Origin of the sequence: Rhizobium quercicola (assembly GCF_021168455.1) — a bacterium.
In the GTDB taxonomy this organism is placed as follows: Bacteria; Pseudomonadota; Alphaproteobacteria; order Rhizobiales; family Rhizobiaceae; genus Ferranicluibacter; species Ferranicluibacter quercicola.
The window spans coordinates 2,501-7,484 of sequence record NZ_JAJOZR010000028.1 but is presented as its reverse complement, the minus strand read 5'-3'; the positions used below and the strand labels follow the sequence as shown (position 1 = coordinate 7,484).

1 protein-coding gene, 1 tRNA gene, 2 rRNA genes and 1 pseudogene are annotated in these 4,984 nt (G+C 54.4%); 1 reads left to right on the top strand and 4 read right to left on the bottom strand.

The window, feature by feature from the left end:
- Positions 1–112: pseudogene (locus tag LRX75_RS23155) on the bottom strand (IS5/IS1182 family transposase); the annotation flags it as partial.
- Positions 113–202: 90 nt separating this feature from the next.
- Between LRX75_RS23155 and LRX75_RS23150 the strand changes: the two are divergent.
- Positions 203–664 (top strand): recombinase family protein, encoded by a 462-nt coding sequence (locus LRX75_RS23150; protein WP_231816923.1) that lies wholly within the window; start codon positions 203–205, stop codon positions 662–664.
- A gap of 195 nt (positions 665–859) precedes the next feature.
- Here LRX75_RS23150 and LRX75_RS23145 read toward each other — a convergent pair.
- The 3 genes from LRX75_RS23145 to LRX75_RS23135 form a co-directional block, all read right to left on the bottom strand.
- Positions 860–936 (bottom strand) — tRNA-Met (locus LRX75_RS23145).
- A 57-nt stretch (positions 937–993) separates the two neighbouring features.
- Positions 994–1,108 (bottom strand): 5S ribosomal RNA (gene rrf, locus LRX75_RS23140).
- 298 nt (positions 1,109–1,406) lie between these two features.
- Positions 1,407–4,290, bottom strand: a 23S ribosomal RNA gene (locus LRX75_RS23135).
- Between the last annotated feature and the right edge of the window lie 694 nt (positions 4,291–4,984).

The window sequence follows — 4,984 nt, the reverse complement described above, 5'->3', positions numbered from 1 at the left end:
TAAACAAGCGGTTGTCCGACCCGGTGCGCCCCGGATCACCAATCTTGCCCGGCAACAAGGACGCAATCTTTGCCCACTGCCCATCGCTCAGTTCATACCGCTTCGCCGCCATCAAAGGCCTCCGTGACCCAACACGGAGTTCTATGAATCAGCGATCAACCGATTTGGGAATCCTGAATGTCGATAAGTCCTAGGCCACGAGATGGTCGAACAGATCCGTTACCGGACGCGTGAAGGCATGAAGACTGCTGTGCGCAAGGGCAAGGCGTCGACTTGCCTCGCCTATCGCTACAAGCTCTCGCAGCAGCGCGATGAGATGGGCGACCCCATCCGCGGCCAACGCGATATCGATCCTGACAAGGCAGTGATCGTCCGGCGGATTTTCAGGCTCTACGCCGACGGCATGTCGCCGCGCGACATCGCGCAACTGCTGAACAACGAAAGCGTTATCGGTACACATGGCAAAAATGGCGTGACACGGCCATCCGCGGACATGTCCGCCGTGGCACCGGCATCCTCAACAATGAGAGCTATGTCGGCCGCATGGTCTGGAACAAACGAAACTACCGCAAGGACCCGACGACGGAGAAACGGACCGCGTGGCCCAACGATGCCACCAAGACGCCCGGCCATCAGCGGGCATCCCTGCAGGTCCACGGACTGATCGCCGCCATCTTCGCGCAGACGGATGTCATGGACTTGATGGAACAGCAGTTCGTTGCCGCCGCGCAGAACGATTTCGTTGCCAGGATCGCTTCTGGTGAGATCGACACGGAGGATAAACGCAAAAAGCTCCTCGACCGTTATGGCGAGGAGCTTAAAAGCAAATATCTGGAATGGTCTAATTTACAAGTGTCGCTGGTTGCGGGGGCAGGATTTGAACCTGCGGCCTTCAGGTTATGAGCCTGACGAGCTACCGGGCTGCTCCACCCCGCGGAAGGGAATAGGACTGAGTGTGATTGAGAAGATGATGTGTTTGTTTGCGCTTAGCAGACCTGGCAGCGACCGACTCTCCCGCGTCTTAAGACGAAGTACCATAGGCGCTGGGGCGTTTCACGGCCGTGTTCGGAATGGGAACGGGTGCGGCCACCCCGCCAGAACCACCAGGTCGGCTAAGGGCAAACGAAACGAGAAGCTGGATTTTTGGCGAATGGTGAGCTGTAAGCGTTGAGCCGGTTATGGCTTTGCTTGTGGCTTTTGTTTTCGCTGGATTTGAACACGTCTTTGGAGTTTGCGTCTGGCTGTGATCCAAGCCGCAAGGCTTGGCAAGCGCAGAGCGCGTCGCGCCTTATGGCGCGGCCCGTGCGGAGCGAAGCGGCAGAGCCGCGACAGCGTCAGCACAGAACATGCATCATCGAGCTGACGAAGGCTTTGCCTTCGCCTAGCGATGAGCATGGGCAATGGGAACGATCAAGTTCGATCGAACGATTAGTACCGGTAAGCTTCATGCATTGCTGCACGTCCACACCCGGCCTATCAACGTGGTCGTCTTCCACGGTTCTCAAGGGAATACTCGTTTTCAGGGGGGTTTCCCGCTTAGATGCCTTCAGCGGTTATCCCGTCCATATATAGCTACCCTGCTATGCCCTTGGCAGGACAACAGGTCCACCAGAGATATGTCCATCCCGGTCCTCTCGTACTAGGGACAGATCCTGTCAATATTCCAACACCCACGGCAGATAGGGACCGAACTGTCTCACGACGTTCTGAACCCAGCTCACGTACCGCTTTAATTGGCGAACAGCCAAACCCTTGGGACCTGCTCCAGCCCCAGGATGCGATGAGCCGACATCGAGGTGCCAAACAACCCCGTCGATATGGACTCTTGGGGGTCATCAGCCTGTTATCCCCGGCGTACCTTTTATCCGTTGAGCGATGGCCCTTCCACGCGGGACCACCGGATCACTATGACCGACTTTCGTCTCTGCTCGACTTGTCAGTCTCGCAGTCAGGCGGGCTTATGCCATTGCACTCGACGAACGATTTCCGACCGTTCTGAGCCCACCATCGCGCGCCTCCGTTACTCTTTCGGAGGCGACCGCCCCAGTCAAACTACCCACCATACACTGTCCCGGATCCGGATAACGGACCGCGGTTAGACATCCATGACGATAAGGGTGGTATTTCAAGGATGGCTCCACGAGAACTGGCGTCCCCGCTTCAAAGCCTACCACCTATCCTACACATGCCGACACGAATGCCAGTGTAAAGCTATAGTAAAGGTGCACGGGGTCTTTCCGTCTGACCGCAGGAACCCCGCATCTTCACGGGGAATTCAATTTCACTGAGTCTATGCTGGAGACAGCGGGGAAGTCGTTACGCCATTCGTGCAGGTCGGAACTTACCCGACAAGGAATTTCGCTACCTTAGGACCGTTATAGTTACGGCCGCCGTTTACTGGGGCTTCAGTTCAAAGCTTGCACCTCTCCCTTTAACCTTCCAGCACCGGGCAGGCGTCAGGCCCTATACGTCGTCTTAAAGACTTCGCAGAGCCCTGTGTTTTTGATAAACAGTCGCTACCCCCTGGTCTGTGCCACCCCATCATACTTGCGTACAAAAGGGTCACGCTTCTTCCGAAGTTACGCGTGCAATTTGCCGAGTTCCTTCAGCATAGTTCTCTCAAGCGCCTTGGTATGCTCTACCTGACCACCTGTGTCGGTTTCGGGTACGGTCTATACGGTGGGGCTATTTCCTGGAACCGCTTCCCCGCCCTGACAATCCAATCAGTCAGAACAAGTTACGCAATCCGTCACTTCCCACCAGGCCCACGAATATTAACGTGGTTCCCATCGACTACGCGTTTCCGCCTCGCCTTAGGGGCCGGCTAACCCTGCTCAGATTAACTTTAAGCAGGAACCCTTGGTCTTTCGGCGAGAGGGTCTCTCACCCTCTTTATCGTTACTCATGTCAACATTCGCACTTCCGATATCTCCAGAGGCCCTCACGGGTCCTCCTTCACAGACTTACGGAACGCTCCGCTACCACGCATATCCTAAGATACGCATCCTCAGCTTCGGTGCATGGCTTTAGCCCCGTTACATTTTCGGCGCAAAACCCCTTAATTAGACCAGTGAGCTGTTACGCTTTCTTTAAATGATGGCTGCTTCTAAGCCAACATCCTGGTTGTTTTGGGAGTCTCACATCCTTTCCCACTTAGCCATGACTTGGGGACCTTAGATGGAGGTCAGGGTTGTTGCCCTCTTCACGACGGACGTTAGCACCCGCCGTGTGTCTGCCGAGTAGTACTCTCAGGTATTCGGAGTTTGATTAGGATCAGTAAGACGGTGAGTCCCCATAGCCCATTCAGTGCTCTACCCCCTGAGGTATTCGCTCGACGCACTACCTAAATAGTTTTCGCGGAGAACCAGCTATCTCCGAGTTTGATTGGCCTTTCACCCCTAGCCACAAGTCATCCCAATCTATTGCAACAGATGCGGGTTCGGTCCTCCAGTTGGTGTTACCCAACCTTCAACCTGCTCATGGCTAGATCACTCGGTTTCGGGTCTAATGCGACATACTCAAACGCCCTATTCAGACTCGCTTTCGCTGCGCCTACACCTATCGGCTTAAGCTTGCATGTCACACTAAGTCGTTGACCCATTATACAAAAGGTACGCCGTCACCAATAATGGCTCCGACTGTTTGTAGGCAACCGGTTTCAGGTTCTCTTTCACTCCCCTTGTCGGGGTGCTTTTCACCTTTCCCTCACGGTACTTGTTCGCTATCGGTCATGCACGAGTACTTAGGCTTGGAGAGTGGTCTCCCCATGTTCAGACAGGATTTCACGTGTCCCGCCTTACTCTAGGACGATAAAAGCATCACCGCATACGGGGCTATCACCCACTATGGCCGACCTTTCCAAGTCGTTCTGCTTTAGCAATCATCGCCACTGGCCTGGTCCGCGTTCGCTCGCCACTACTTGCGGAGTCTCGGTTGATGTCCTTTCCTGCAGGTACTTAGATGTTTCAGTTCCCTGCGTTCGCCTCTTACACCCTATGGATTCAGGTGTAGATACCTTATTATCGATACTTGGAAACCTGACGTGCTCTCGAAGCCGTGATCAGTGAGCCGTAAGCCGTAAGTAGAATTTCTTCTGCTCACTGCTCACCACTTACTGCTCACGCCAGACAGCGCGACAGATTTCCCAAGTATCTTAAGGTGGGTTTCCCCATTCGGACATCTAAGGATCAAAGCTTATTCGCAGCTCCCCTTAGCTTATCGCAGCGTATCACGTCCTTCTTCGCCTGTGCATGCCAAGGCATCCACCAATTGCCCTTAATTCACTTGATCGTTCTCATTGCCAATGCTCATCCTTAGTTGGGTCTTGCAAACCTTTCCTCCTCGCTTGCGCCCCTGTTGGAGCAAAAGAAAGATGGGGGGTGCAAAACCTGGCCATCCGGGCACCTTTGCGGGTGCTGCGAACGACATTCCCTCGCTAACGATATGCGGGGGAACAACGGCCTGGTTACCTTTTACAACCAGACCTCTATGAGATGCCATCGACGTGTTCGATCTGATCCTCTTTGCAGGCACGCCGGTGCACTGCGAGGCCAGATCTTTAAGACCAGCTTCTCGAGATAATGTCTGAGAGCGCGCGGTCAGGCAACGCTCACCAGCAGACCATCAGAAGTGACCGGAAACACCAAGATCCCCGCACCCTTACGGATACGAAGCTCGATATTCCAAATCACCAACAAGGCATCTGCCTGAGTTGCAGGCTCCCTACCTTCCCCAAACCCTCGACCGCATCGGATCGGCTAGACCTTCATACGGTTTCAAACGGGCCTGGGCTCGGACGCCGTCATCAACCACCTTTCGATGACCAATCACAACACCTGGAAGCCTCCAGACATATCTTCTCTTCACAATGTATCAGAACAGGCATCAGGCTCTTAAAGCCGATGCAAACCGGTTTCTTCTCTCTTAGGAGATTTTATTGTCCATCGCCCACGTCACCCACCAAACAGGTGCAGAGCACCACGTC